Source organism: Mesorhizobium sp. M0771 (genome assembly GCF_040320155.1).
In the GTDB taxonomy this organism is placed as follows: Bacteria; Pseudomonadota; Alphaproteobacteria; order Rhizobiales; family Rhizobiaceae; genus Mesorhizobium.
On sequence record NZ_JAMYPC010000059.1, the window covers coordinates 1 to 4,198 of the forward strand.

The window sequence follows — 4,198 nt, forward strand, 5'->3', positions numbered from 1 at the left end:
GCCATCGATCACGGTCCGAACGCAAAAAGCCCGCGTGAAGCGGGCTTTTTTTGTTGGTTGCGGGGACAGGATTTGAACCTGTGACCTTCAGGTTATGAGCCTGACGAGCTACCGGGCTGCTCCACCCCGCGTCACCTCCAGGGCAAGCTCTTGCTTGCTCCGGACTCTCCAGGGCAAGCTCTTGCCTGCTCCGGACTCTCCAGGGCAAGCTCTTGCTTGCTCCGGACTCTCCAGGGCAAGCTCTTGCCTGCTCCGGATCTGAAGCAAGCGTTTGCTTGCTTATCTGGACGTAAGCCTGGGCCTATGAACAGGATGGCTTACAGATAGGTATATGGCTGACCAAATGAAAGGGCCGCTTGCGCGGCCCGTGATCCCTTGGCGGGCCTTTTCGTAGAGAGAAGATTTCAGTTTCATCCGGTTTGCGGATGAGAGTTCAACGTGCGTTTTGCAGACCTGGCAGCGACCTACTCTCCCGCGTCTTGAGACGAAGTACCATCAGCGCTGGAGCGTTTCACGGCCGAGTTCGGAATGGGATCGGGTGCAGCCGCTCCGCCATAACCACCAGGTCGGCAAAACGCACGTTATATCGAGAAGCTGTTTTTTCGTGCCAAGGCGACGTTTGTGTTTTGCTTTCGGGCGTAAGCCCGCAAGCGCGACTGCGCGTCGCCGGTTTTCCGGCGCCCTCGCGGAGCATAGGCCCTGGAAGGGCCGCCCATGCGTGAGCGCTGGTCAGATCATCGTGTTCACGATGAGCATAAGGAATGAGAACGATCAAGCCGATCGAACTATTAGTACCGGTAAGCTTCAAGCGTTGCCGCTCTTCCACACCCGGCCTATCAACGTGGTCGTCTTCCACGGTTCTCAGGGAATACTCGTTTTAAGGTGGGTTTCCCGCTTAGATGCCTTCAGCGGTTATCCCGTCCGGATATAGCTACCCTGCTATGCGGCTGGCGCCACAACAGGTCCACCAGAGATCCGTCCATCCCGGTCCTCTCGTACTAGGGACAGATCCTTTCAATATTCCTACACCCACGGCAGATAGGGACCGAACTGTCTCACGACGTTCTGAACCCAACTCACGTACCGCTTTAAATGGCGAACAGCCATACCCTTGGGACCTGCTCCAGCCCCAGGATGCGATGAGTCGACATCGAGGTGCCAAACAACCCCGTCGATATGGACTCTTGGGGGTCATCAGCCTGTTATCCCCGGCGTACCTTTTATCCGTTGAGCGATGGCCCTTCCACGCGGGACCACCGGATCACTATGACCGACTTTCGTCTCTGCTCGACTTGTCAGTCTCGCAGTCAGGCAGGCTTATGCCATTGCACTCAGCGAACGATTTCCGACCGTTCTGAGCCCACCATCGCGCGCCTCCGTTACTCTTTAGGAGGCGACCGCCCCAGTCAAACTACCCACCATACATTGTCCCGGACCCGGATAACGGGCCGCGGTTAGACATCCATAGTAATAAGGGTGGTATTTCAAGGGTGGCTCCACCTGAGCTGGCGCCCAGGTTTCAAAGCCTACCACCTATCCTACACATGCCACTACGAATGCCAATGTAAAGCTATAGTAAAGGTGCACGGGGTCTTTCCGTCTAACCGCAGGAACCCCGCATCTTCACGGGGAATTCAATTTCACTGAGTCTATGCTGGAGACAGCGGGGAAGTCGTTACGCCATTCGTGCAGGTCGGAACTTACCCGACAAGGAATTTCGCTACCTTAGGACCGTTATAGTTACGGCCGCCGTTTACTGGGGCTTCGATTCAGAGCTTGCACCCCTCCTCTTAACCTTCCAGCACCGGGCAGGCGTCAGACCCTATACGTCGTCTTGCGACTTCGCAGAGCCCTGTGTTTTTGATAAACAGTCGCTACCCCCTGGTCTGTGCCACCCTCCTCTACTTGCGTAGAAAAGGGTCACGCTTCTTCCGAAGTTACGCGTGCAATTTGCCGAGTTCCTTCAGCATAGTTCTCTCAAGCGCCTTGGTATACTCTACCTGACCACCAGTGTCGGTTTCGGGTACGGTTTATAAGGAGGAGCTATTTCCTGGAACCGCTCCGCTGCCCGTTCAATCCGATAAGATTGGACAACTTGTGCGATCCGTCACTACCTCCAAGCCCACGAATATTAACGTGGTTCCCATCGACTACGCGTTTCCGCCTCGTCTTAGGGGCCGGCTAACCCTGCTCAGATTAGCTTTAAGCAGGAACCCTTGGTCTTTCGGCGGGGGAGTCTCTCACTCCCCTTACGTTACTCATGTCAGCATTCGCACTTCTGATACCTCCACCACCCCTCACGGGTATGGCTTCGTCAGCTTACAGAACGCTCCGCTACCGCTTGGCCCTTGCGGACCAAACCCTAAGCTTCGGTGTATGGCTTTAGCCCCGTTACATTTTCGGCGCAAAGACCCTTATTTAGACCAGTGAGCTGTTACGCTTTCTTTAAATGATGGCTGCTTCTAAGCCAACATCCTGGTTGTTTTGGGATCCTCACATCCTTTCCCACTTAGCCATAACTTGGGGACCTTAGCTGTAGGTCAGGGTTGTTTCCCTTTTCACGACGGACGTTAGCACCCGCCGTGTGTCTGCCGACTAGTACTCCCAGGTATTCGGAGTTTGGTTAGGTTTGGTAATCCGGTGAGGACCCCTAGCCCATCCAGTGCTCTACCCCCTGGGGTATTCGGTCGACGCTCTACCTAAATAGATTTCGCGGAGAACCAGCTATTTCCGAGTTTGATTGGCCTTTCACCCCTAGCCACAAGTCATCCCGAACTATTGCAACAGTTATGGGTTCGGTCCTCCAGTAAGTGTTACCTTACCTTCAACCTGCTCATGGCTAGATCACTCGGTTTCGGGTCTAATGCGACGAACTGAACGCCCTGTTCAGACTCGCTTTCGCTGCGCCTACACCTAGCGGTTTAAGCTTGCTCGTCACACTAAGTCGCTGACCCATTATACAAAAGGTACGTGGTGACCCTTGCGGGCTCCCACTGTTTGTAGGCAATCGGTTTCAGGTACTCTTTCACTCCCCTTGTCGGGGTGCTTTTCACCTTTCCCTCACGGTACTAGTTCGCTATCGGTCATGCACGAGTACTTAGGCTTGGAAGGTGGTCCTCCCAATTTCAGACAGGATTTCACGTGTCCCGCCTTACTCGAGGACGATTGATTGCATTACGCGTACGGGGCTGTCACCCACTATGGCCCTACTTTCCAGAAGGTTCCGCTTGTCTCTCAATCGCCACTGGCCTGGTCCGGGTTCGCTCGCCACTACTTCCGGAGTCTCGGTTGATGTCCTTTCCTACGGGTACTTAGATGTTTCAGTTCCCCGCGTTCGCCACTTTATCCCTATGTATTCAGGATAAGTTACCTATTATCGATACTTGGAAACCACAGTAGCAGATCGCTCTGCTACTCTGATTTTCCAAGTACCTTAGGTGGGTTTCCCCATTCGGAAATCTACGGATCAAAGGGTATTCGCACCTCCCCGTAGCTTATCGCAGCGTATCACGTCCTTCATCGCCTGTGCATGCCAAGGCATCCACCAATTGCCCTTAAGACACTTGATCGTTCTCATTGCCAATGCCCATCCGCGCAATCCGAAGGATTGTCGCTTCAGCCTCTCCCTTGCGGGGTTGGCGTCCGCGCAATTCCAAAGGAATTGTCGCCTGAACCGGATCCTGTGCGGGATCCAAATTCGATGTCATTGGCACAAAAAGACCAGCTTCTCGAGATCGGTTCGAGGGTGCGGTTAGGCAAACCCATCATATGCGGGAGATTGAGCGTCTCCCGCGACAAATCACGAACCTTTCGGCTCATGAAGTTCGAACAAATCTTCTCTTTACGATGTCAAAACAGAACAAGCGGCAAGCCAAGAAGCTCACCACAAACCTTTATACGAATGACTTTTTCACCACCTCCTCGACACCCCTTCTTCGCCTCAAAGACAAGAAAGTGGTGGAGCCGGACGGGATCGAACCGACGACATCCTGCTTGCAAAGCAGGCGCTCTCCCAGCTGAGCTACGGCCCCTGATAACTTGCTCCCGCATAATGGTATCGAGACTGGAGCGACGATCCCTACGGGATCGCGCTGGAGCTCAACTTCCACATCGAGGCTGAAGCGACGATCCCTGCGGGATCGCGCAAGTGGTGGGCCTGGGAGGACTTGAACCTCCGACCTCACGCTTATCAAGCGCG

At 54.3% G+C, this 4,198-nt stretch carries 2 tRNA genes and 2 rRNA genes; all 4 read right to left on the reverse strand.

Annotation, left to right across the window (positions count from 1 at the left end):
- Window positions 1-54 precede the first annotated feature (54 nt).
- The 4 genes from NKI05_RS32040 to NKI05_RS32055 all read right to left on the reverse strand — a co-directional run bounded on the left by NKI05_RS32040 (window position 55) and on the right by NKI05_RS32055 (window position 4,031).
- A tRNA-Met gene (locus tag NKI05_RS32040) sits at window positions 55-131 on the reverse strand.
- Window positions 132-451: 320 nt separating this feature from the next.
- Window positions 452-566, reverse strand: a 5S ribosomal RNA gene (rrf, locus tag NKI05_RS32045).
- Between the two features lie 201 nt (window positions 567-767).
- Window positions 768-3,569, reverse strand: a 23S ribosomal RNA gene (locus NKI05_RS32050).
- Between the two features lie 386 nt (window positions 3,570-3,955).
- Window positions 3,956-4,031, reverse strand: a tRNA-Ala gene (locus NKI05_RS32055).
- Window positions 4,032-4,198: the final 167 nt, after the last annotated feature.